Genomic DNA, 18,311 nt, shown 5'->3' with positions numbered 1-18,311 from the left:
CGGGATGGAAGGCGAGGTCTTCCTCCTCAAAGACGCCAAGGGCCGGGCCTTCCTGGTGCGCCTGAGGCCCCAAGGGGTCTTCCACCACCACCGGGGAACCGTGCCCCACGAGGCCATCCTCGAGGCGGGCCCAGGGGGGGTGGTGCGCACCCACCTGGGGGAGCCCCTTTCCGTGCACCGCCCCACCCTGGAGGAGTACGTCCTCCACATGAAAAGGAGCGCCACCCCCACCTACCCCAAGGACGCGGGCGCCATGGTGACCCTTTTGGACCTCGCCCCGGGGATGCGGGTCCTCGAGGCGGGCACGGGCTCGGGGGGCCTCACCCTCTTCCTGGCCCGGGCGGTGGGGGAAGGGGGCCGGGTGGACACCTACGAGAAGCGCCCCCACCACCTCCGGCAGGCCATGGAAAACATCCGCGCTTTCTGGAAGCTGGACAACATCCGCTTCCACCAGGAAGGCCTGGAGGAGGCCGAGCTCCCCCACGAGGCCTACCACGGGGTGGCCCTGGACCTCATGGAGCCCTGGAAGGTCCTGGAGAAAGCGGCCCTGGCCCTGAAGCCGGACCGGTTCCTGGTGGCCTACCTGCCCAACATCACCCAGGTTCTGGAGCTGGTCCGAGAGGCGGAGAGGCTGCCCCTCTCCCTGGAGCGGGTCCTGGAGGTGGGGTGGAGGGAGTGGGAGATCCGGCTTCCCGTGGCCCACCCCCGCTTCCAGCAGGTGGGGCACACCGCCTTCCTGGTCTCTTTCAGGAAATGGAAGGTCTCCTGATCCACGCCGTCTTGCGGGCGCTCGGGAAGGAGCTCCCCGCCCTGAACCTGGGCCTGGCCTTCCCCGACGAGGGCACCCTGGCCGTCCTGCTCAAGGGGAGGACAGGGCGCCTTTTCAACCTGGTGCTCCGCTACCGCCCCCCCTCCCCGAGCCTGGTCCTGGAGGAGGGCCGCCTCGAGGGGGAGCCCAAGACCCCCTTCCAGCGGCAGCTCCACGCCCGGGTGAGGGGGCCCCTGGTGGGGGCGGAGCAGCCCAAGCTGGACCGGGTGGCCCTCTTCCGCTTCGCCGGGGAAAGGGGCTTCGTGGACACCCCTCCCGCAACCCTGGTCTTTGAGGCCACGGGCAGAAACGCCAACCTCCTCCTCCTGGACGAGGCGGGGCGGATCCTCGGGGTGGACCGGGTCATCACCAAGGAGGTGAACCGCTACCGGGAGCTCAAGCCCGGCCTCCCCTACACCCCCCCGCCCCCCTACGAGAAGCTGGACCCGAGGACGCTCACCGAGGAGGACCTCCGGGTCCTCCTGGGCAGGCCCCTCAAGGAGGTGATCCGGCACGTGGACGGGGTGGGGCAGGAGCTCATGCGGGAGCTGGCGAAAAGGGCAGGCCTCACCCCCGAGACCCCCCTGGACGAGGCGGGGCTCAGGCGGGTGCACCGGGCCCTAAAAAGCCTGGTGGAGGACCCCCTCCTGCGCACGGAGCTTTCCGAGGAGCTGAGGCGGCGCTTCGCCGAGGAGGAGAAGGAGGCCTTGAGGAAGCCCCTCCTCGAGGCCCTGGAAAGGGAGAGGCGGACCCTCCTCGCCCGCCTAGGGGACTACCAAAGGGCCCTGGAGCGGCTGGAAGAGGCGGAGGCCCTCAGGCAGAAGGCCGACCTCCTCCTCGCCAGGCTGAAGGAGGTGCCCCGGGGGAAAGCGCAGGTGGTCCTGGAGGGCTTTGAGGGGAAGCCCGTGGAAATCCCCCTGGACCCCGCCCTCTCCCCCCAGGAGAACGCCCAAAAGCTCTACGAGCGGGCGAAGCGCCTGGAGGCCCTTGCGGAAAGGGCTTTGGACCTCATCCCCAAGACCGAGGCCCGGATCCGGGCCCTGGAGGAGGAGATGGCCCGGGTGCGGGAGGCCTCCCTGGAGGAGCTTCTCCGCCTCTCCCAAAGGCCCAGGAAAAAGGAGGCCAGGCTTGGCCTCCGCTACACCTCCCCCTCCGGCTTTCCCGTGCTGGTGGGGCGGAACGCCAAGGAGAACGACCTCCTCACCCGCCTCGCCCACTCCGAGGACCTCTGGTTCCACGCCCAGGGGGTGCCGGGAAGCCACGTGATCCTGAAGGCGGAGGGGAAGAACCCGCCCCTGGAGGACCTCCTCTTCGCCGCGAGGCTCGCCGCCTACCACTCTCGGGCCCGGGGGGAAAGGCAGGTGGCGGTGGACTACACCCGCAAGAAGCACGTCTGGCGGCCCAGGAAGGCCGCCCCAGGCCAGGTGCTCTACACCGGGGCCAAGACCCTCTTCGTGGAGGGCACCCTCCCGCAGGAGGCCTCGGAGGAGTAAACTCGGGCCTCGTGAGGCGCGTGATGTTCCACGCCAAGATCCACCGGGCCACCGTGACCCAGGCCGATCTCCACTACGTGGGCTCGGTGACGGTGGACCAGGACCTCCTGGAGGCCGCCGGGATCCTGCCTTTTGAGCAGGTGGACATCTACGACATCACCAACGGGGCGAGGCTCACCACCTACGCCCTCCCCGGGGAAAGGGGCTCGGGAGAGGTGAAGATCAACGGGGCCGCCGCCCACCTGGTGAAGCCGGGGGACCTGGTGATCCTCGTGGCCTACGGGGTATTTGACGAGGAGGAGGCGAGAAACCTCAAGCCCACCGTGGTCCTGGTGGACGAAAAGAACCGCATCCTCGAGGTCCGCAAAGGGTGAAGCGCCTTAGGCTCTACCTGGAGCTTGTCCGCTTTGAGCACACCCTCTTCGCCCTCCCCTTCGCCTACGCGGGGATGCTCCTCGCGGCGGGGGGGTGGCCGGGGTGGCGGACCTTCCTCCTCGTCACCCTGGCCATGGTGGGGGCGAGGACCATGGCCATGGCCCTGAACCGCCTCGTGGACTGGCGCATAGACGCCCTGAACCCGAGGACCAAGGACCGCCACCTGCCAAGGGGCCTGGTGAAGCCCTGGGAGACCCTCTTCCTCGCCCTCTTCGGCCTCGCCCTTTTGGTCTACGCCGGGCTTCGCCTAAACCCCCTCACGGCGAAGCTCCTCCCCGTGGCCGTCTTCTTCCTCGCCTTCTACAGCTACACCAAGCGCTTCACCTGGCTCTGCCACTACGTTTTGGGCCTCACCATCGGGGCGGCGGCCGCAGGGGGTTGGATCGCCGTCACCGGGAGCTTCGCCCCCACGGCCTACTGGCTCTGGGCCGGGGTGGGGCTCTGGATCGCCGGGTTTGACATCCTCTACGCCACCCAGGACTACGCCTTTGACCGGGCCTATGGGGTAAAGAGCATCCCCGCCCGCTTCGGGATCCCCAAGGCCCTCGCCCTCGCCCGGGCCACCCACCTCCTCGCCTGGCTCGCCTTCCTGATGGCCGGGTTGAGCTACGGGGCGGGGCCCCTTTACCACCTGGGCCTCCTCCTGGTGGGGGGGCTTCTCGTCTTTGAGCACCGCCTGGTCTCCCCGGAGGACCTCTCCAAGGTGGAGGTGGCCTTCTTCCAGGCCAACGTGGGGGTGAGCCTGGGGATGTTCCTCTTCATCGTGTTGGACCTCCTTCTGGGCCAGGCGCCCCCGGGGTAGGCTGAGGGCATGGAGGGGATCCGCAAGGCGGCCGAGCGGGCCATCCTGGAGTTCCTGGACCTCTTCCCCATGGGGGAAGGAAGCCTCTTCGTCCTGGGAGGGTCCACCAGCGAGGTCCTGGGGGAAAAGGTGGGGACGAGGCCGAGCCTCGAGGCGGCCCACGCCCTTCTAGAGGGCCTCCTCCCGCCCCTCCTGGAAAGGGGGGTGCACGTGGCGGTGCAGGCCTGCGAGCACCTGAACCGGGCCCTGGTGGTGGAAAGGGAAACGGCCCGGGCCTACGGCCTGGAGGAGGTCACCGTCTTCCCCCACCCCAAGGCGGGGGGGGCCTTGGCCACGGCGGCTTTCCTGCGCTTTAAGGACCCGGTGGTGGTGGAGTCCCTTAGGGCCCAGGCCCACGGGGGGATGGACGTGGGCGGGGTCCTCATCGGCATGCACCTCCGCCCCGTGGCCGTGCCCCTGAGGCTTTCCCTGCGGAGGATCGGCGAGGCGGTGCTCCTCGCCGCCAAAACCCGGCCCAAGCTCGTGGGCGGGGCCCGGGCGGTCTACACCCGGGAGGAGATGCTCAAGAAGCTGGAAGAATATCTTCCAAAACCTCCCTGAACATGGCGGCCACCCCCAGGGCCTCGTAGCGGTCGTAGGCCCCCATGAGGGAGAGGCGGAAGACCCTCCCCTTCAAGGGCCCCTGCCCCCCGGCGATGACCGCCCCCCTTCTCGCGAAGGCCTCCTTCACCCGGGCGTAGGGAACCCCCTCCGGCAGGTAGAAGGCGGCCACCGCGGGGCTTTTCTCCTCGGGGACGGGCCTAAGGCCCCCTTCCTCCCCCACCCGGTAGAGGAGGGCGTTCTGCCAGGCCTTGAGGGCGAGGTGGTCCTCCAGGCGGGGAAGGACCTCTTCCAAGACCGAGGCCACCGCCAGGACCAGGTTGATGGCCGGGGTCCAGGCGCTCTCCCCCTCCTTCTGGGCCCTGAGCTCCCGGGCGAGGTCCAGGTAGTAGCCCCTGGGCTTTAGGCGCTCCAGGGCCCTTGGGGCGAGGGCCACGAAGCCAAGGCCCGGGGGGCACATGAGGCCCTTCTGGCTCCCCGAGGCGGCGGCGTCCACCCCGAAGGCCTCGAGGGCCACCTCCCCCAGGAGGAGGCTCGTCACCATGTCCGCCCCCACCAGGCCCTCGGGATTCTTCTCCTTGAAGGCCCGGGCCAGGGCGGGAAGGTCGGCGAGGGCCCCGGTGGAGGTCTCCGAGTGGACGAGGAGGAGGCCCGCGTATCCCTCCTTGGCCACCTCCTCGGGGCGGGGCACCTGGCCATAGGGGAGGTCCAGGCGGTGGGCCTTAAGGCCCGCCTCCAGGGCGATCTCGTAAAAGCGCTCGGAGAACTTGCCGTATACGGGCACCAGGACGCTCTCCCCGGGGGCGAAGAGGTTCTTGACCAGGGCCTCCATGGCCAAGGTGCCGCTTCCCGTGAGGATCAGGACCTCGCCCTCGGTGCGGAAGGCCTCCTTGAGGAGGCCCCGGGCCCTCAAGAAGACCTCCCGGGCGGCCTCGGTGCGGTGGTGAAGCTGGGGCCGGGCGAGGGCCTCCAGGGCCTTGGGGTGCAGGCGCACGGGGCCGGGGGTGAGGAGCCAGTCCATGGGAGAAGTGTAGCGGAAAGGGGGCCCGGACGGGGTAGCCTAGGCGTGTGCGCTGGACCCTCCGCTTCCGCCCCCTTTCCGGCGGGGAGCACCTTCTCCCCCTGCCCCAGACCCTCCCTGGCCAGGAGGTGGGGGAGCTTGCCCTCTCCCATAGGCCCCTCGAGGCCTTTGAGGCCCGGGGCAACCTCCTCGCCCGCTTCGCCCTGGAGGAAGGGGAAACCCTAGAAGTCCGCTTCCGGCTAAAGACCGCGCCCCTCCGCTCCAGCCCGCCCTGGCGGGAGGCCCTCCTCGAGGAGCCCCCGGAGGCCTGGCCCGGCATCCTCGCCCACCGGGGGCACCGGGTGGAGCGCGCCCTGGGCTTCCTCTTCACGGGGAGGCCCCACGCCTGGTACCTGGTGGACGGCACCCCCCTGGACCCCCTCCTCTTCCAGGCCCTGAGGGAAAACCCTGCCCTCCTCCTCCCCCTCGGGGTGGCCCCCGATCCCCGGCTCTACCTGGGGGGGCACGAGGGGCGAAGGCTCCTCCTCCTGAAGGCGCCCTGGCCCGGGGAGGACCCCCCTTTTTGGGAGGAGCTCAAGGCTCTCGGGCTAGACCCCCTCTCCCCCGCCCGGGCCCTGGCCTTCCTGAGCCTTGGGGCCTCCGCCCTGGGCCTTGCCACCGGGCCCTGGCCCTACCTCCCCTACCTCGCCCTCCTCGCCCTCCGGCAGGGCCCCGCCCTCAAGGACCTCCTCAAAAGAAGCCCCCGCCACGCCCTAGAAAGCCTCCTCTTCCACGCCTTCGCCCTCTCCGTGACCACAAACCCCAGGCCGGAGCTCGGCCTAGGGTACCTGGCCCTTTTCTTCTGGAACCGGCTCAGGCCTTCTTCCTGAGCTCCTCCAGTATCTCCCGGAGAAGCCTGACCTCCTCCGGAGGCGCTGTCTCGGCCTTCTTCTGCAAGCGGTTCTGCGCCGCCTGCATGGGCACCACCACCAGGAAGTAGATGGCCGCGCCCACGATGAGGAAGTTGAGGAGGGCGTTCAAGAACTTGCCCAGGGCGACGGGACCAAGTTTCATCCCCGAGAAATCCGGCGCCCCACCCAAGGCGCCGATGAGGGGGGTAATCACGTCCGCCACCAGACTGTTCACCACCTGGCCGAAGGCCGTGCCGACCACCACGGCCACCGCCAGATCCGCCCCATTCCCCCGCGTCAGAAAATCCTTCAAACCTTTCCACATAAATACCTCGGCAAAGGAGCCAGGGCTACACCCAAACCGACCAAGGGCCGTAAAAACTGGCGGGCCCGGAGGGACTTGAACCCCCGACCTACCGCTTAGAAGGCGGCTGCTCTGTCCGCTGAGCTACGGGCCCAAACCGTGGAGCCGGGGCAGAAGCCCCGGCCCTTTGGAGCGGGAGACGGGACTCGAACCCGCGACCCTCGGCTTGGAAGGCCGATGCTCTACCAACTGAGCTACTCCCGCGTGGTCGGGGCGGCCCGATTTGAACGGGCGACCCCCTGCTCCCAAAGCAGGTGCGCTACCGGCCTGCGCTACGCCCCGGAGGCCGTGGCCACCCAGAGGCCACGATAGCACCTCACCTTAGGAGGGTCAAGGCATGCTATCATGGCTCCATGCGCTTAGGACCCCTGGAGATCATCCTCATCCTCTTGGTCATCCTTCTCCTCTTCGGCGCCAAGAAGCTTCCCGAGCTGGCCCGGGGGATCGGCCAGTCGGCGCGGGAGTTCAAGAAGGGCCTGCAGGAGGGCGAGGAGAAGAAGGAAGAGCCTAGGGCCTGAAGGCCCCCTCGGGCACGGGCATCCCCCCGGGGGCGTAGAGGCGGTAGCCCGTGGGGCGCACGTAGGTCGCCAAGGCTAGACCGTACGCCCGTGCCAGCTCCACCGCCTGGGCCGTGGCCCCTGTCCGGCTCGCTAGGAGTACCGCCCCTATCCCAATGGCCTTGGCCACCATCTCCCGGCTCGCCCGCCCCGTGCTCGCCAAAAGCACCGGGGGCCTCACCCCCTCCAAGAGCATGTAGCCCGCTAACCGGTCCACGGCGTTGTGCCGCCCGATGTCCTCGTTCAGGTAAAGAAGCCGCCCCTCCAGGTCAAAAAGGCCCGCCCCGTGTATGCCCCGGCTCCTTGGGTAGGCCCGGGCTTCCGCCCGCAAGGTGGCCAAGAGGCGGAGGGGAAGGGCGGGGTCCAGGGGCACGGGAGGGAGGGGCGCAAGCCTGGGCTCCCCGTGGCGGAGGCCGGGGGTGCAGCCGCTGTCCCGCACCCCCAGGGCCTTCTCGGGCTCGTAGGGGAGGTCCACGAGGACCATCCCCTCCCCCACCCTGAGCCGCACCCCCTCCAGGCTCCAGAGAACCCCGCTCAGGAAGAGGTGGCCCACCGCCAAATAGACCTCCTCCCCAGGGGTGTAGGCAAGGGCCGTCCAGGGCCTGCCGTTCACCACGAGAAGGAGGCTTCCCTCCTCGGGGAGGGGGAAGTCCTCCGGGGTGAAGCTTCCCCGCTCAAAGCGCCACATGGACGCCTCCACCTTAGCCCAGAAAGGCCCAAACCCAAAGCCCCAAAGGAACAATGGGGGCCGCTAAAGCCTTCTCAAGACCTCCTCCGCCTCCTTGTAGCCCGGCTTGAGCTTCAGGGCCTCTTGGCACTGGTAGCGGGCGCCCTCCTTGTCCCCCAGCTTCTCGTTGGCCAGGCAGAGGCTGTAGCGGTACTCCGCGCGCTTGGGCTCGAGGCGCACCGCCACCGTGAGGCGGCTCTTGGCCTTGGGGTAATCCCCAAGGGCCAAATAGACCTGGCCCAGGTAGTAGTAGGCGGCCGGGAAGCGCAAGGGGGCGAGGGTCACGGCGTTTTCCAGGGCCACCCCCGCCTCCTTCGCCCTCCCCAGGGCCCAGTAGGCCTGGCCCAGGGTGTACCAACCCTCGGCGTCCAAGGGCTTGAGCCTATGCCCCTCCTCCAATACCCGGGCCGCCTCCTCCGCCTTCCCCTTGAGGAGGAGGGCCGAGGCGTAACGCACCCGGAGGTCCGGGTCCTTGGGGGCTTGGGCCACCGCCTTGGCGTACTGGTCCAAGGCCTCGTCCAGGCGGCCCAGGGAGAGGTAAAGCTCGGCCAGGGCGGCCCGCACCCCGGGGCTGTCCTCCAGGGAAAGGGCCTTCTTGAAGGCCTCCTCCGCCCTGTCCGGCTGCCCCAGGAGGGCGTAGACCAGGCCCCGCTGGGCGAAGAGCGCCGGGTAGCGGGGGTTGACCTTCTCCGCGTCCCGCAGCACCGAAAGGGCCTGTTCCAGGTAGGCCTTCCCCTTCTCCCGGTCCTCCGAGGCCCGGTAGAGGGCCACGTAGGCCTCGGAGAGGACCATGTACCCCCCGATGTACCGGGGGTTCTTGGCCACCAGGCCCTTGGCGTTTTCCAGGGCGGGGTTCAGAAGGCCCATCTTCAGCTGGGCCCGGGCCAGCCAGTAGAGGGCGTCGGGGTTGGCGGGATTTTCCTTGGCCGCCCGCTCAAACAGGGCCAGGGCCGCCTCGTACCGCCCGAGGGCGTAAAGCTGCACCCCCATCTTCAGGGGGTCCTGCTGCACCTGCCCCGCCGGGGGCGGAGGGGTCTGGGCCAGGCCGGGAACCGCGAGCAAGCCAAAGGCGACAAGCAACCAGCGCATCTTTCCCTCCTACAGGACAAACCGCGTTAGGTCCGGGGAAGCGAAGACCTCTTGAAGCCGCTTCTCCACGTAGGCCCGGGTGATCTCCACACGGCCCAGGTCGGTCTGGAAGCTCACCTCCTCCAGCACCCTTTCCAAAACCGTGGCGAGCCGCCTGGCCCCGATGTCCTCGAGGTCCTGGTTGGCCCGGTGGGCCGCCTGCGCGATGGCCCAGAGGGCCTCGTCCTCAAAGACGAGCTCGGTGCCGTCGGCCTTAAGGAGCTCCGTGTACTGCCGGATAAGGGAGTTCTCGGGCTCCTTGAGGATGCGGTAGAACTCCTCGGGGCCCAAGGGGGAAAGCTCCACCCTTATGGGAAACCGCCCCTGGAGCTCGGGGATCAGGTCCGAGGGCTTGGCCACGTGGAAGGCCCCGGCGGCGATGAAGAGGACGTGCTCCGTGGAGATGGGACCGATCCGCGTGGAGACCACCGTCCCCTCCACGATGGGGAGGAGGTCCCGCTGCACCCCCTCCCCCGAAACATCCGGGCCCACGGTACCTTCCCGGCGGGCCACCTTGTCGATCTCGTCGATGAAGACGATGCCCTCCTCCTGGGCCCGGCGCCTCGCCTCCTCCTTGAGCTCTTCTTTGTCTATGAGGCGCTCGGCGTGCTGGTTCTTCAGCACCTCCCGCGCCTCCCTCACCGTCATGCGGCGGCGGACCGGGCGCCTCGGGAGAAGGCCCTTGAGCATCTCCCCCATGCCCCCGAAGGCCTCGCCCCCCAGGACCCCCATGAAGGGGAGGGAAAGCTCCTCCTCCACCTGGACCTCCACGAGGTGGCCGTCCAGGCGGCCCGAGCGCACCTCGGCCAGGGGGGCGCGAAGCAGGGTGGCGAGCTCCTCCTCGGCGAAGGCCAGGGCCTTCTCCTCCACCTTCTTCTTCATCTCCTCCAGCACGAGCTGGTAGCTGGCCTCCGCCAGGTCGCGGACGATGGCGTCCACGTCCCGGCCCACGTACCCCACCTCGGTGAACTTGGTGGCCTCCACCTTCACAAAAGGCGCCCCGGCGAGGCGGGCAAGGCGGCGGGCGATCTCGGTCTTCCCCACCCCCGTGGGGCCAATCATGAGGATGTTTTTGGGGGTCACCTCCCGGGCCACCTCCGGGGGGAGCTTCTTGCGGCGGTAGCGGTTCCTCAAGGCCACGGCCACCGCCCGCTTGGCCGCCTCCTGGCCCACGATGTACTTGGAGAGCTCCCTTACGATCTCGGCGGGCGTCAGGTTCATGCTTCCCCCAGGGTGAGGACCGTGACCTGGCCCGAGGTGTAGAGGTCCACCTCGGCCGCGATCCTCAGGGCCTCCGTGGCGATCTCCTTGGCGGAAAGCCCCGTGTGGCGGTAAAGGGCCTTGGCGGCGGCGAGGGCGTAGGGCCCGCCCGAGCCCACCGCCAAAAGGGGCTCCTCCGGGGCGATCACCTCCCCGCTTCCCGAGAGGAGGACCATGCCCTCCCGGTCCGCGGCCACGATCATGGCCTGGAGGTGGCGGAGGACCCGGTCGGTGCGCCAAAGCTTAGCGGTTTCCACCGCCCCCTTCAGGAGGTTCCCCTTGGCCTCCTTGAGCCGCTCCTCAAAGCGCTCCAGGAGGGCCAAGGCGTCGGCCACACCCCCGGCGAACCCCACCAGGACGCCTTCCCCCACCTCCAGCTTCCGCACCTTCACCGCCCCCCGCTTGAGCACGGTCTGGCCGAAGGTGACCTGGCCGTCTCCGGCGAGGGCGGTGACCCCGTCCTTGCGCACGGCCAGGATGGTGGTGCCGTGAATCTCCACGCCGCCAAGATACCCCCTAGGCATGAGAAGGGCGTTAGGCTAGGCGGCCAAGGACCTCCCGGGCCTCTCCCGCTCAAAGAGGACCCGCCCCTCCCCAAGGGCGGCCGGGACCACGCCAAACCCCTCCTTCAGGGCCTCCCTGGCCTCGGCCAAGGTGTACCACCCGGCGCACCCCTTCCGGGCACCTTTCGGGAAAGGGGAGAAGGGTGTTCCGGAGGAGTCGGCGTCGCTTCCCCCCGGGCCAGGGAGCCGAAGAGGACCACGGCGAGGGCCTCGAGGCGCTCCCCCAAGGCGCGGGCGGCCTGCACCGCCTTCCCCAAGGGAGCCTTGGGGTTAAAGCGGAAGGCCTGGGTCGTCATCCTAAGGAGACTCAAGGCACACACCCCCCTCCACCCCTTCCCCTAGACTGGTAAGGGTGAAGGCCAAGACCCTAGGCGAACTCAAGCGCACCTACCCCCTGGAAAAGCTTCGCCGCACCGTGAAGGACGAGGCCCGGGAGAACCTCCGGGAGAAGCTAAGGCGCGGGGAGACGCTCTTTCCCGGCATCCACGGCTACGAGGACACGGTGATCCCCGCCCTGGTCCAGGCCATCCTGGCCAAGCAGAACTTCATCCTCCTCGGCACCCGGGGCCAGGCGAAAAGCCGCATCCTTAGAAGCCTCACGAGCCTCTTAGACGAGGAGGTCCCCGCCCTGGCCACGGAGCTCAGGGATAACCCCCTCTTTCCCATCTCTCCCGAGGGGAAGCGCCTTTTGGAGGAGGCCGGGGACGAAGCCCCGATCCTTTGGCTTGGCCGGGAGGAGCGCTACGTGGAAAAGCTTGCCACCCCCGACACCACCGTGGCCGACCTCCTCGGGGACATGGACCCCATCAAGGCGGCCAGGCGGGGCACGGGGATGGCGGACCTGGAGAGCATCCACTACGGCCTCCTGCCCCGGGCAAACCGGGGGATCTTCGCCGTGAACGAGCTCGCCGACCTCGCCCCCAAGGTGCAGGTGGCCCTCTTCAACATCCTCGAGGAAGGGGACGTCCAGATCCGGGGCTACCCCATCCGGCTTCCCCTAGACGTCTGGCTCGTCTTCACCGCCAACCCCCAGGACTACACCGCCAGGGGCCGGATCGTCACCCCCCTCAAGGACCGCATCGGGAGCGAGATCCGCACCCACTACCCCCGCTCCCTGGAGGAGGGGGCCCGGATCAGCGCCCAGGAGGCCTACGTGCCGGAGGGGGTCCTGGTCCCGGAGTGGGTGAGGCTTTCCGTGGAGGCCGTGGCCTTCGCCGCCCGGGAGGACCGCCGCGTGGACCAGACGGCGGGGGTCTCCCAGCGCCTCGCCATCAGCCTCTTGGAGGTGGTGGCGGCGAGCGCCGAGCGAAGGGCCCTCCTCCAGGGGGGAAGGCCCGTGGCGAGGCCTCTGGACCTCTACCAGGGGCTTCCCGCCATCACGGGGAAGCTGGAGCTGGAGTACGAAGGGGAGCTCCAGGGGGCGGAGAAGGTGGCGCGGGAGATCGTGCAGAAGGCCTTCGGGATGGTCCTCCCCCGCTACCGCATCAGGACCGAGCCCATCGTGGCCCACTTTGAGGCGGGAAACCTCCTCACCCTCCCCGAGGGGGACCTGGAGGAAGCCCTTAGGGCCATGGCCGGGGTCCCGGGGCTTCTGGAGGCGGCGAGGGCCCTCGCCGAGGGGGAGGAGCCGGAGGTCCTGCTTTCCGCCGGGGAGTTCGTCCTCGAGGGCCTCGTGGGGAGGAGGAAGCTCTCCCGGGGCGAGGCGAGCTACCAGGCGGCGGAGAGGCCGAGGAGCTATGGCAACTAGCCTGGAGCGGGACAAGGAGGCCGTCCTCGCCGCCTTAAGGCCCTTCCTCCAGGGGACGGGAACGAGGCTTTTCCTCTTCGGCTCCTTCGCCCGGGGAGAGGGGGGGCGGGCCTCCGACCTGGACCTCGCCCTCCTCTCGCCTATACCCCTCGCCCACCTCATGCCCCTCCTCCGGGAGGCCCTGGAGGAGGCCCCCGTGGTGCGGCGGGTGGACCTCGTGGACCTCGCCGAGGCCGAGCCCGCCTTCCGGGAACGGGTGCTCAGGGAGGGCGTCCTGTGGGCCGAGTTCTAGAACGGATCCAGGTCGCGGAGAAGGCCCTCGCCACGCTTAGAGAGCTCGCCTTCCTGCAGGACCCGAGCCCCGTTGAGCGGGACGCGGCCATCCAGCGCTTTGAGTACACCTTTGAGGCCTTGTGGAAGGCGCTTCAGGCCTACCTCCGGGAGGTGGAGGGGCTGGAGGGGGCAAGCCCCAAGGGGGTCATCCGCCTGGCCCGGGAGGCGGGGCTTTTGGGGGAGGAAGAGGCTCGCCTGGCCCTCGGCATGGCGGACGACCGCAACCTCACGGTCCACACGTACAACGAAGCCCTGGCCCGGGCCATCTTCTCGCGGCTTCCGGACTACGCCCGGCTCATGGAAAGGATCTTGAGGAGGTTGCAAAGATGAAGGCCATCCGCTACAGCCGCTATGAAGGGGGCCTGGAGGACCTCTCCCCCGAGGAGATCCTCTCCCTCCTGGAGGACTTCCTCCTGGACTCGGGGTTTTCCGACCCCTTCCAGCGCTACGACCCGGACCCGAGCCGCGCCCCCACCCTCGAGGACCTCTACGACGCCCTCCTCCAGGCCCTCCTCAAGAACGAGCTCGTCCCCGAGGACTGGCTAAAGGAGGCCCGCTTCGCAAACCTCAAGGAGGAAACCCGCCTCTACCAGGCCATCCAGGGGATGATCCAGAAGCTCAAGGAGGCGGGCTACCTCCGCCTTCCCGGGGAGGACCCCACGGACCCCGCCCAGGGCGGGTACCGGGGCGAGGCGGGGGAGGCCCGGTTTGAGCTCACGGAGAAGGCCTCGGACTTCCTGGGGCTAAAGAGCCTCCGGGAGCTCCTCGGGGCCCTAGGGCGGAACCCCCCGGGCCTCCACCCCACCCCCCACCACGCCCCCGGGGTGGAGAAGACGGGGGAGACCAAGGCCTGGGAGTGGGGGGACCCCCTGGACCTCAACGTCCCCGAGACCCTGAAGAAGGCGGCCCTCAAGGGCCTGGAGCGCCTTTCCCACGAGGACCTGGTCATAGACCTCGCCGAGTACACCGCCAGCATGAGCACCGTGGTCCTCCTGGACTGCTCCCACTCCATGATCCTCTACGGGGAGGACCGCTTCACCCCGGCCAAGAGGGTGGCCCTGGCCCTCGCCCACCTCATCCGCACCCAGTTCCCCGGCGACCGGGTCCGCTTCGTCCTCTTCCACGACACCGCCGAGGAGATCCCCCTCTCCAAGCTCCCCCTGGCCCAGGTGGGCCCCTACCACACCAACACCAAGGCGGGCCTGGAGCTCGCCCGCACCCTCCTCAAGAAGATGGGCGGGGAGATGAAGCAGATCATCCTCATCACCGACGGCAAGCCCTCGGCCTTAACCCTCCCGAGCGGGGAGATCTACAAAAACGCCTGGGGCCTGGACCCCCTGATCCTCGCCGAAACCCTGAAGGAGGCCACCCTGGCGAGGCGGGAGGGGATCCCCATCCACACCTTCATGCTGGCCCGGGAGCCCGAGCTTTTGGCCTTCGTGAAGAAGCTTTCCCAGATCACCCGGGGCAAGGCCTACCTCACCCACCCCGGCAACATCGGCCGCTACCTCCTCCTGGACTTCCTCAACAAGAAGGTGCGGAGGAACTGATGGCCCCCTTGCGCCTCGCCCTTCTCCTGGAGCGCCTGAGGCGCCCCCGGGTTTTCCCTAAGCCCATCCCCGCCCTGGTGCGGGAACACCACGAGGTGCGCGCCCCCCTCTCCCTAGACCTTCCCTACTACGCCGCCCGGGGCGAAAGGGGCTACGCCCTCGTCCCCTGGGACCGGTACATGGCGGAGGCGGAGGAGGTCCTGGAGCGGGCCGGGCTTAGCCGGTGGCCCTTTCCTGGGGCCTAAGCGCCTCGGCCAGGAAGGCGGCCATCACCCCGAGCATGAGGCCCAAGGCCACGGCCAGGGCGAGGAGGAGGCCCCGCTTAGGGGCCACCTTCTCGGCGGGGCCAGCACCGAGGCCCAGGCCTCCTGGTTGCTGGCGATTTGTCCCCATCAATACCCCGTAGGGCGCCCCCAGCGGGTAGGGGTCTATCCTCCTTCCTCAGGGCCTCCGCCACCTCCTCGGAGAGGGCGGCTAGGGGTTTCCTCACCCAAAGTGGCGGCGAGGAGGACCCACAGGAGGCCCAGGAGGAAGGCCCCGAGAGCGGCCAGTACCCCGTAGGCCAGGGGCCTTGGGGAAAGGGGTTTTTCGGGAAGCGTGGGGGGCACGAGCACGCTCACGACCAGGAAGCGCTCCAGGGCCCCATCCTCCCGCACAAGCCGCTCCAAGATGTCTACCCTGGCCTGGAGCTGGGCTATCTGGGAAGAAAGCTCGGCCCGCGTGAGGGCAAGGTAGGTGGCGGCGGGGTCCTGGGCCCGGGCCACCGGAGGGGAAACCCCCTGGGCCTCGAGGTAGGGGGCAAGGGCCGAACCCCCGGCGGAAAAGGCCTTAGGAGGTGTGGCCTCGAGGCCCTTCCTCAGGGCCTCCAGGTTCTCCTTGGCCTTGGCGAGCTCGGCCTGCGCCAAGGAGCGGTAGACCTCCCAGACCTTCTCCCGCAAATAGCGCTCGCTCTCCCCAAGGAGCCACGCCGCCCGCTCCTGCGCCGCCTTGGGCGTGGACCCAGCCACGCGGAAGGATAGGGTCTGGTCCCCGTCCTTCCACTCCAACCGGGCAAGCCGGCCCACCCGCTCCCCGTCGGGGAACCTCCACTCCATGCCCGCGACTTGAAGGGCTCCCACTAGGGAAGCAAGGTGGGTTTGGGCTTGACCCGTGGAGGCCTCCACGCTTGGGGGCGGTTGCAGGTCCAGCCGGGCCAGGGCTCGTGACTCGTAGCGGGGAGGGAGGAGGAGGCTCGCCCCGTAGACCAAAACCCCCGCGCCAAGGGCGAGCCAAAGGATCCCGCGCCCCCTCCGCCGAAGGTGGGTCAAGAGGTCCAAGAGGGTGAGTTCTTTGGGTTCCATAACTCACTTCGCCCGGAAGCCCGAGAGGACCACCCAGATCGTGCGAAGGAGGATCCGGAGGTCCAGGAAGAAGGAGAGGTGCTTGATGTAGTAAAGGTCGTAGCTCAGCTTTACCAGGGTTTCCTCCTTCCCCTCGGCGTAGCCCTGGTGCACCTGGGCCCACCCCGTGAGGCCGGGCCGCACCGCGTGCCTTAGGGCGTAAAGGGGGATCTCCCGGGCGTAGGCCTCGGCCAGGACCCGCTGCTCGGGCCGGGGGCCCACGAGGCTCATCTCCCCCTTGAGGACGTTCCAGAGCTGGGGAAGCTCGTCCAAGCGGTAGCGGCGGAGGAACCGGCCCAAGGGGGTGATCCGCCCCCCTTCCTCCCCGGCGTAGGCCCCCTCCCGGGGAGCCCCCCGCATGGTGCGGAACTTGTAGGCCTTAAAGGCCCTCCCGCCGAGGCCCACCCGCTCCTGGGCGAAGAGCACGGGCCTCCCCAGGTCCAGGTAGACCGCGAGGGCCACGAGGAGCCCCAGGAGAAGAGCGAGGGGAGAAAGGAAGAGCACCAGCCCCACCTCCCAGGCCCGCTTGAAGAGGGGGTAGAGGCCCCGTTCCCGCTCCGCCAGGGCAAAGAGCCCCTCGGCCAGTTCCAGGGGAACCCGCCCCGTGTAGCCCTCGTACACCCTGGCGGCGTGGAGGATGGGCAGGCCGCGGAAGGCGGCCTCGGCCAGGAGGGGAAGGGCCCTGGGGTCCAGGTGGTGCAGGTCGGCCACCACCCCCTCCACCCCCTCGAGGCCCCTCAAGGGGGGAAGCTCCCTGCCCAGGGCCCGAAGGAGCCCATCGGCCACGCCCCCGGGGAGGAGGGCGAGCCTCGCCGGAGGAAGACCCCTCAGGTAGAGGAGGAGAAGGAGGAAGGCCAGGAGGGTGGCCACAAGGAGGTAGCTCCTGGAGTAGTAGAGCCGCCCCATGGCCAGGACGGCCACCAGGAAGAGGGTGAAGAGGAGAAGGTTAAAGCCCGCCAGGCTCCAAGACTCCTGCCCGGGGTAGCGGGCCATCCGCTCCGTGGCCAAGAAGGCCAGGAGGTGGGCCAGGGCGGTGAGCCCCACCAGGAGCCATACCTCCTTCCCCCACGAGGTGGCCCCGAAAAGGAGGAGCCCGGAGATCAGGGAGGGCAGGGGCGCCAGGACCCAGGCCAAGCCCGTTCGGGAACGGGCCTGGGCCGCGCGGTAGGGAATACGCAGCTCCAAAGCGCTCACGCCTGTCATCTTACCCAAAAAACGGGTGAACGGAGCATGAAAAGACCTAACCCAGGACCTCCTGGTAGACCCGCCAGGTCTCCCGGAGCATCCTCTCCAGGGTGAAGGCCTCCTCGTAGCGCCTCCGCCCCGCCTCCCCCAGGGAGGCCCTGAGCCCTGGGTCTTGCAGGAGCCGCGCGAGCCTCTCCCTAAACCCCGCCTCGTCCCCCCGCCCCACCAGAAACCCCGTCTTCCCCTCCACCACCGCCTCTTTCACCCCGCCCACGTCCGAGGCCACCACGGGAAGACCGGAGCGCATAGCCTCCAGCACGGAAAGGGGAAGGCCCTCCCAGTTCGTGGCGAGGGCGAAGACCTGGGCCCCCGCCAGGACCTCCGCCACGTCCCGCCTCGCCCCGAGGAAGCGCACCCGCTCCGCAAGCCCCAGGGCCTCGGCCAGGGCCTTGGCCTGGGGAAGGAGGGGGCCCTCCCCCACCAGGTCCAGGGTCCAGGGAAGCTCCCTTAGGCCCGCAAGGGCCCGAAGGAGGAGGGCGTGGTCCTTTGGGGGGGCGAAGCGGGCCACCATGACGAGCCTCGGGGGGTGGGCCTTGGGGCGGGCCCTCAGGGGGGTGTCCGGCACGCCGTTCCAGACGACCCTTAGCTTTTCCGGAGGGACCACCCGGTGGCGGAGGGCGAGGTCCCGGTCGTAATGGGACACGGCGATCACCCGGTCCCCAAACCGCCCGGCGAGGCGCTCCATGGCGAGGGCGAGCCTCCTCCGCCCCTTGGGGACCCCCTCGGTGAAGGCCCAGCCGTGGGCGGTGTAGACGCTCCTCACGCCCAAGGCCCTCGCCGCAAGCCGTCCGAGGAACCCCGCCTTGGAGGAGTGGGCGTGGACAAGGTGAGGGCGGAGGCGCATGAGGAGGGCCCCGACCTCCCAAAGGGCGGAGAGGTCCTGGTGGGGGCGTATGGGCTGGACCAGCCCCTTGAGGAGGTAAACCTCCACACCAAGCTTCCTCGCCTCCTCTATGAGAAACCCGTCCCGGTCCTCCCCCACCCCGAGGTGAACCTCGGCCTGGTCCCTAAAAGCCCGCAGGAGCTCCAGGACATGCACCTGGGCTCCACCAGGCTCAGCGCGGGTGATGAGGTAAAGCAAACGTATCATGGACAGCGATTTCTTCTGTAGAAAGAGGTTAACTTTAAGCAAAAATACACCGAGAAAAGCGGCGACCAAAGAAGGTAAAGCAAGGCCCTATGCCGAGTATCCCCGGTCCCGAAGTAAATGTAAGCATAAACCATGATAAGAATTAAACCCATGGAAAACCAGCCTCGCTGTTTATAGATTGATTCTACAAAGTAGACTCGGTCTTTCCTTGAAATGAGCAATCCGAATCCGACATAAGCAAGAATAAACCACCAGTGAATGCTACCTAAAAATATGAGCACATCTCCAACCTTTGTGCTAACCTCAAAAACTTCCCCAT

General features: G+C 68.6%; 22 protein-coding genes and 3 tRNA genes. 12 read left to right on the top strand and 13 right to left on the bottom strand.

From position 1 onward, the window contains the following. Positions 1–4: 4 nt before the first annotated feature. From AC01Y6_RS06025 to AC01Y6_RS06005, 5 genes are read left to right on the top strand one after another with little or no spacing between them, the layout of a single operon-like run. Positions 5–769 (top strand): tRNA (adenine-N1)-methyltransferase, encoded by a 765-nt coding sequence (locus AC01Y6_RS06025; protein ID WP_428719869.1) that lies wholly within the window; start codon positions 5–7, stop codon positions 767–769. Continuing rightward, positions 754–2,301: an Rqc2 family fibronectin-binding protein gene (locus AC01Y6_RS06020; protein WP_476670708.1), complete on the top strand. Its 1,548-nt coding sequence runs from the start codon at positions 754–756 to the stop codon at positions 2,299–2,301. Before AC01Y6_RS06025 ends, AC01Y6_RS06020 begins: the two co-directional genes overlap by 16 nt. A gap of 23 nt (positions 2,302–2,324) precedes the next feature. Continuing rightward, positions 2,325–2,675, top strand: coding sequence for an aspartate 1-decarboxylase (gene panD / locus AC01Y6_RS06015; RefSeq protein WP_347241482.1), 351 nt, complete (start codon positions 2,325–2,327; stop codon positions 2,673–2,675). Then, a complete protein-coding gene (gene mqnP / locus AC01Y6_RS06010; RefSeq protein ID WP_428721949.1) occupies positions 2,672–3,538 on the top strand; it encodes a menaquinone biosynthesis prenyltransferase MqnP in 867 nt (288 codons plus the stop codon). The genes panD and mqnP overlap by 4 nt, the downstream gene beginning before the upstream one ends. Positions 3,539–3,547: 9 nt before the next feature. Further along, positions 3,548–4,138 carry a TIGR01440 family protein gene (locus tag AC01Y6_RS06005; RefSeq protein WP_428719866.1) on the top strand — a complete coding sequence of 197 codons (591 nt, stop codon included), beginning with the start codon at positions 3,548–3,550 and terminating at the stop codon, positions 4,136–4,138. Here the strand turns inward: AC01Y6_RS06005 and AC01Y6_RS06000 are convergent. After that, positions 4,101–5,159 carry a pyridoxal-phosphate-dependent aminotransferase family protein gene (locus tag AC01Y6_RS06000; RefSeq protein ID WP_476670705.1) on the bottom strand — a complete coding sequence of 353 codons (1,059 nt, stop codon included), beginning with the start codon at positions 5,157–5,159 and terminating at the stop codon, positions 4,101–4,103. The two genes, AC01Y6_RS06005 and AC01Y6_RS06000, sit on opposite strands and share 38 nt — an antisense overlap. 47 nt (positions 5,160–5,206) lie before the next feature. Between AC01Y6_RS06000 and AC01Y6_RS05995 the strand changes: the two genes are divergently transcribed. Next, the gene (locus AC01Y6_RS05995; RefSeq protein WP_428719864.1) at positions 5,207–6,028 is read left to right on the top strand and encodes a hypothetical protein; all 822 of its coding nucleotides are present in this window, start codon (positions 5,207–5,209) and stop codon (positions 6,026–6,028) included. On the opposite strand, the gene mscL is transcribed toward AC01Y6_RS05995, so the two are convergent. From mscL to AC01Y6_RS05975, 4 genes are all read right to left on the bottom strand, one after another. Then, entirely contained in the window at positions 6,012–6,374 is a 363-nt protein-coding gene (gene mscL / locus AC01Y6_RS05990) for a large conductance mechanosensitive channel protein MscL (RefSeq protein ID WP_347241464.1), read from the bottom strand. The genes AC01Y6_RS05995 and mscL overlap by 17 nt on opposite strands. A gap of 57 nt (positions 6,375–6,431) precedes the next feature. Then, positions 6,432–6,507, bottom strand: a tRNA-Arg gene (locus AC01Y6_RS05985). Positions 6,508–6,541: 34 nt separating this feature from the next. After that, positions 6,542–6,617, bottom strand: a tRNA-Gly gene (locus AC01Y6_RS05980). A gap of 1 nt (position 6,618) precedes the next feature. Next, a tRNA-Pro gene (locus AC01Y6_RS05975) sits at positions 6,619–6,695 on the bottom strand. Positions 6,696–6,766: 71 nt separating this feature from the next. On the opposite strand from AC01Y6_RS05975, the gene tatA reads away from it, so the two are divergent. Beyond that, a complete protein-coding gene (gene tatA / locus AC01Y6_RS05970; protein ID WP_347241463.1) occupies positions 6,767–6,931 on the top strand; it encodes a twin-arginine translocase TatA/TatE family subunit in 165 nt (54 codons plus the stop codon). Here tatA and AC01Y6_RS05965 read toward each other — a convergent pair. The 4 genes from AC01Y6_RS05965 to hslV form a co-directional block, all read right to left on the bottom strand. Then, positions 6,921–7,658, bottom strand: a complete 738-nt coding sequence (locus AC01Y6_RS05965) for a formate dehydrogenase accessory sulfurtransferase FdhD (RefSeq protein ID WP_347241462.1) — start codon at positions 7,656–7,658, stop codon at positions 6,921–6,923. The genes tatA and AC01Y6_RS05965 overlap by 11 nt on opposite strands. Before the next feature lie 63 nt (positions 7,659–7,721). Beyond that, positions 7,722–8,786: a tetratricopeptide repeat protein gene (locus tag AC01Y6_RS05960; RefSeq protein WP_428719861.1), complete on the bottom strand. Its 1,065-nt coding sequence runs from the start codon at positions 8,784–8,786 to the stop codon at positions 7,722–7,724. Positions 8,787–8,795: 9 nt separating this feature from the next. Continuing rightward, on the bottom strand, positions 8,796–10,046 hold the full coding sequence (locus tag AC01Y6_RS05955) for an ATP-dependent protease ATPase subunit HslU (RefSeq protein WP_347241460.1): 1,251 nt from the start codon (positions 10,044–10,046) through the stop codon (positions 8,796–8,798). Beyond that, positions 10,043–10,609 carry an ATP-dependent protease subunit HslV gene (gene hslV / locus AC01Y6_RS05950; RefSeq protein WP_428716219.1) on the bottom strand — a complete coding sequence of 189 codons (567 nt, stop codon included), beginning with the start codon at positions 10,607–10,609 and terminating at the stop codon, positions 10,043–10,045. Before hslV ends, AC01Y6_RS05955 begins: the two co-directional genes overlap by 4 nt. A gap of 391 nt (positions 10,610–11,000) precedes the next feature. Here hslV and AC01Y6_RS05945 point away from each other — a divergent pair, with 391 nt between their 5' ends. The 5 genes from AC01Y6_RS05945 to AC01Y6_RS05925 are packed head-to-tail and all read left to right on the top strand — an operon-like array spanning position 11,001 to position 14,523. Continuing rightward, complete coding sequence (locus tag AC01Y6_RS05945; RefSeq protein WP_476670701.1) at positions 11,001–12,395, top strand: sigma 54-interacting transcriptional regulator; 1,395 nt, start codon at positions 11,001–11,003, stop codon at positions 12,393–12,395. Beyond that, positions 12,385–12,687, top strand: a complete 303-nt coding sequence (locus AC01Y6_RS05940) for a nucleotidyltransferase family protein (protein WP_347241457.1) — start codon at positions 12,385–12,387, stop codon at positions 12,685–12,687. The genes AC01Y6_RS05945 and AC01Y6_RS05940 overlap by 11 nt, the downstream gene beginning before the upstream one ends. Continuing rightward, the gene (locus AC01Y6_RS05935; protein WP_347241455.1) at positions 12,672–13,058 is read left to right on the top strand and encodes an HI0074 family nucleotidyltransferase substrate-binding subunit; all 387 of its coding nucleotides are present in this window, start codon (positions 12,672–12,674) and stop codon (positions 13,056–13,058) included. The genes AC01Y6_RS05940 and AC01Y6_RS05935 overlap by 16 nt, the downstream gene beginning before the upstream one ends. Continuing rightward, positions 13,055–14,278 (top strand): vWA domain-containing protein, encoded by a 1,224-nt coding sequence (locus tag AC01Y6_RS05930; protein ID WP_476670699.1) that lies wholly within the window; start codon positions 13,055–13,057, stop codon positions 14,276–14,278. Before AC01Y6_RS05935 ends, AC01Y6_RS05930 begins: the two co-directional genes overlap by 4 nt. After that, complete coding sequence (locus tag AC01Y6_RS05925) at positions 14,278–14,523, top strand: hypothetical protein (RefSeq protein WP_476670697.1); 246 nt, start codon at positions 14,278–14,280, stop codon at positions 14,521–14,523. Before AC01Y6_RS05930 ends, AC01Y6_RS05925 begins: the two co-directional genes overlap by 1 nt. A gap of 183 nt (positions 14,524–14,706) precedes the next feature. Here the strand turns inward: AC01Y6_RS05925 and AC01Y6_RS05920 are convergent, their stop codons facing one another. The 4 genes from AC01Y6_RS05920 to AC01Y6_RS05905 form a co-directional block, all read right to left on the bottom strand. Then, positions 14,707–15,618 (bottom strand): lipopolysaccharide biosynthesis protein, encoded by a 912-nt coding sequence (locus tag AC01Y6_RS05920; RefSeq protein WP_476670696.1) that lies wholly within the window; start codon positions 15,616–15,618, stop codon positions 14,707–14,709. A 3-nt stretch (positions 15,619–15,621) separates the two neighbouring features. Continuing rightward, positions 15,622–16,860 carry a sugar transferase gene (locus AC01Y6_RS05915; RefSeq protein WP_476670695.1) on the bottom strand — a complete coding sequence of 413 codons (1,239 nt, stop codon included), beginning with the start codon at positions 16,858–16,860 and terminating at the stop codon, positions 15,622–15,624. A 37-nt stretch (positions 16,861–16,897) separates the two neighbouring features. Then, positions 16,898–17,992: a glycosyltransferase family 4 protein gene (locus AC01Y6_RS05910; RefSeq protein WP_476670694.1), complete on the bottom strand. Its 1,095-nt coding sequence runs from the start codon at positions 17,990–17,992 to the stop codon at positions 16,898–16,900. Further along, positions 17,989–18,311 (bottom strand): hypothetical protein (locus tag AC01Y6_RS05905; RefSeq protein ID WP_476670693.1); only part of this gene is annotated, 323 nt, incomplete at its 5' end. The genes AC01Y6_RS05910 and AC01Y6_RS05905, both read right to left, overlap by 4 nt.

Source organism: Thermus sp. (genome assembly GCF_056332225.1).
Note: the sequence above shows the minus strand (reverse complement) of the source record. Positions and strands in the feature narration are given on the sequence as shown.

What these genes read in the sequence shown, in the direction of transcription:
- AC01Y6_RS05925 (WP_476670697.1), top strand. Translation starts at nt 14,278, where the DNA reads ATGGCCCCCTTGCGCCTCGCCCTTCTCCTGGAGCGCCTGAGGCGCCCC.
- AC01Y6_RS06020 (WP_476670708.1), top strand. Translation starts at nt 754, where the DNA reads ATGGAAGGTCTCCTGATCCACGCCGTCTTGCGGGCGCTCGGGAAGGAG.
- AC01Y6_RS05930 (WP_476670699.1), top strand. Translation starts at nt 13,055, where the DNA reads ATGAAGGCCATCCGCTACAGCCGCTATGAAGGGGGCCTGGAGGACCTC.
- AC01Y6_RS06025 (WP_428719869.1), top strand. Translation starts at nt 5, where the DNA reads ATGGAAGGCGAGGTCTTCCTCCTCAAAGACGCCAAGGGCCGGGCCTTC.
- AC01Y6_RS05910 (WP_476670694.1), bottom strand. Translation starts at nt 17,992, where the DNA reads ATGATACGTTTGCTTTACCTCATCACCCGCGCTGAGCCTGGTGGAGCC.
- AC01Y6_RS06000 (WP_476670705.1), bottom strand. Translation starts at nt 5,159, where the DNA reads ATGGACTGGCTCCTCACCCCCGGCCCCGTGCGCCTGCACCCCAAGGCC.
- AC01Y6_RS05960 (WP_428719861.1), bottom strand. Translation starts at nt 8,786, where the DNA reads ATGCGCTGGTTGCTTGTCGCCTTTGGCTTGCTCGCGGTTCCCGGCCTG.
- AC01Y6_RS05940 (WP_347241457.1), top strand. Translation starts at nt 12,385, where the DNA reads ATGGCAACTAGCCTGGAGCGGGACAAGGAGGCCGTCCTCGCCGCCTTA.
- hslV (WP_428716219.1), bottom strand. Translation starts at nt 10,609, where the DNA reads ATGCCTAGGGGGTATCTTGGCGGCGTGGAGATTCACGGCACCACCATC.
- AC01Y6_RS05915 (WP_476670695.1), bottom strand. Translation starts at nt 16,860, where the DNA reads ATGACAGGCGTGAGCGCTTTGGAGCTGCGTATTCCCTACCGCGCGGCC.
- AC01Y6_RS05920 (WP_476670696.1), bottom strand. Translation starts at nt 15,618, where the DNA reads ATGGAACCCAAAGAACTCACCCTCTTGGACCTCTTGACCCACCTTCGG.
- mscL (WP_347241464.1), bottom strand. Translation starts at nt 6,374, where the DNA reads ATGTGGAAAGGTTTGAAGGATTTTCTGACGCGGGGGAATGGGGCGGAT.
- AC01Y6_RS05965 (WP_347241462.1), bottom strand. Translation starts at nt 7,658, where the DNA reads ATGTGGCGCTTTGAGCGGGGAAGCTTCACCCCGGAGGACTTCCCCCTC.
- panD (WP_347241482.1), top strand. Translation starts at nt 2,325, where the DNA reads ATGTTCCACGCCAAGATCCACCGGGCCACCGTGACCCAGGCCGATCTC.
- tatA (WP_347241463.1), top strand. Translation starts at nt 6,767, where the DNA reads ATGCGCTTAGGACCCCTGGAGATCATCCTCATCCTCTTGGTCATCCTT.
- AC01Y6_RS06005 (WP_428719866.1), top strand. Translation starts at nt 3,548, where the DNA reads ATGGAGGGGATCCGCAAGGCGGCCGAGCGGGCCATCCTGGAGTTCCTG.
- AC01Y6_RS05955 (WP_347241460.1), bottom strand. Translation starts at nt 10,046, where the DNA reads ATGAACCTGACGCCCGCCGAGATCGTAAGGGAGCTCTCCAAGTACATC.